1 protein-coding gene is annotated in these 1,924 nt (G+C 44.0%); it reads left to right on the forward strand.

Annotation, left to right across the window (positions count from 1 at the left end; genetic code table 11):
* Positions 1-1,923: ferrous iron transporter B (feoB, locus tag CCU_RS12405; protein ID WP_208896246.1), on the forward strand; the 1,923-nt coding region annotated here is incomplete at its 5' end.
* Between the last annotated feature and the right edge of the window lies 1 nt (position 1,924).

Below are 1,924 nucleotides of genomic sequence, written 5' to 3' on the forward strand. Positions count from 1 at the left end.
ATGGAGGAGAACAGAAAGAGATTCTTCGCGATCAAGCTCATCGAGAAGGATAGCAAGATCATAGAGCAGATGAAGAATGCTCCAGATTGCTCAGCAGAGATCAAGAAGCTTGAGGATGACTTCGATGATGACACAGAGAGTATTATCACAAGTGAGAGATATTCATACATTTCATCAATCATTGACAAGTGTGTAAAGAAGGCTGCAAATGGACAGAAGCTTACAATATCAGATAAGATCGACCGTGTTGTAACAAACCGTATCCTTGCACTTCCTATATTCGTTCTCATCATGTGGCTCGTATATTATATAGCAATGTCAACAGTAGGTGCATGGTGCACAGACTGGACAAATGATAACCTGTTCGGCGATGGTTTCCATCTCTTCGGCATCGGAAGCTCAGCTTATGAAGATGCATCAGGTGACTATGATGCAGCAACAACAGCACTTGATGCATACGGCGTACTCGTAACAGATGACGAGGATGCTGTTGATGTAGATGCCACAAAGGCAGCTATCGAGGCAAACACAAACACAGAGGCAAGCGTTAAGTATGAGATGGAAGATGAGGAGACACTCGATACATACGATATCGATGTATACTACTCAGAGGTTCCAGCAAATGCTGACGAAGAGACAACAAACGCAATGTCATATCTTGATGCAGTTGATTACTTCAACGAGACACAGATGGCAGAGATTGATCCTGCTGATTATGGCGTATTTGTTCCTTCAATCCCAGATCTCATCTCTGCAGGACTTGACAAGATTGGATGTGCAGATTGGTTACATGGACTTATCATCGATGGTATTGTAGCCGGTGTTGGTGCTGTACTTGGTTTCGTACCTCAGATGCTCGTACTGTTCATCTTACTTGCAATCCTTGAGTACTGTGGATATATGGCACGTATCGCCTTCATCATGGACCGTATCTTCAGAAAGTTCGGTCTCTCAGGAAAGTCATTCATACCTATCCTTGTAGGTACAGGTTGTGGTGTGCCAGGTATCATGGCTTCACGTACAATTGAGAATGAGAAAGACCGTCGTATGACAGTCATGACAACAACATTTATACCATGTGGTGCTAAGGTTCCATTTATCGCTATGATCGCCGGTGCTATATTCGGTGGTTCATCAATAGTTGCAACAAGTGCTTACTTTATTGGTATTGCAGCAATTATATGTTCTGGTATAATACTTAAAAAGACAAAGATGTTCGCCGGAGATCCATCACCATTCGTTATGGAGCTTCCACCTTATCATATCCCAACAGTAGGTTCTGTACTCAGAAGTATGTGGGAGCGTGGCTGGTCATTCATCAAGAAGGCTGGTACGATAATCACACTTTCAACAATTGCTGTATGGTTCACAACATACTTCGGATTTGTTGATGGTTCATTCCAGATGCTTGATGAGAGCCAGATCGATTACAGTATCCTTGCAAAGATCGGTAATGCGATAGCATGGATCTTCGTTCCACAGGGCTGGGGCAACTGGCAGGCAACTGTAGCATCTATCACAGGTCTTGTTGCCAAGGAGAACATCGTTGGTACAATGGGTATCCTCTACGGTGGTGGAGATGGTACAGTTTACCAGGCACTTGCAGGCGCATTCACAACAGCAAGCGGATTCTCATTCCTTGTATTCAACCTTCTCTGCGCACCATGTTTCGCAGCTATGGGTGCTATCAAGAGAGAGATGAACAGTGCTAAGTGGTTCTGGTTCGCAATCGGATATCAGTGTGGATTTGCTTACCTTGTAGCACTTGTTGTATACAGAATCGCAGGTCTATTCACAGGAGCTTGTACATTCGGTGTATGGTCAGTAGTAGCAATTGCACTTGTTGTTCTGTTCTTCTTCATGCTGTTCCGTCCGGATCCAAACAAGAAGGTAAAGACAAGCAAGGAGTTCCTCAACGCTTAAC

Origin of the sequence: Coprococcus sp. ART55/1 (assembly GCF_000210595.1) — a bacterium.
GTDB lineage: Bacteria > Bacillota > Clostridia > Lachnospirales > Lachnospiraceae > Coprococcus > Coprococcus aceti.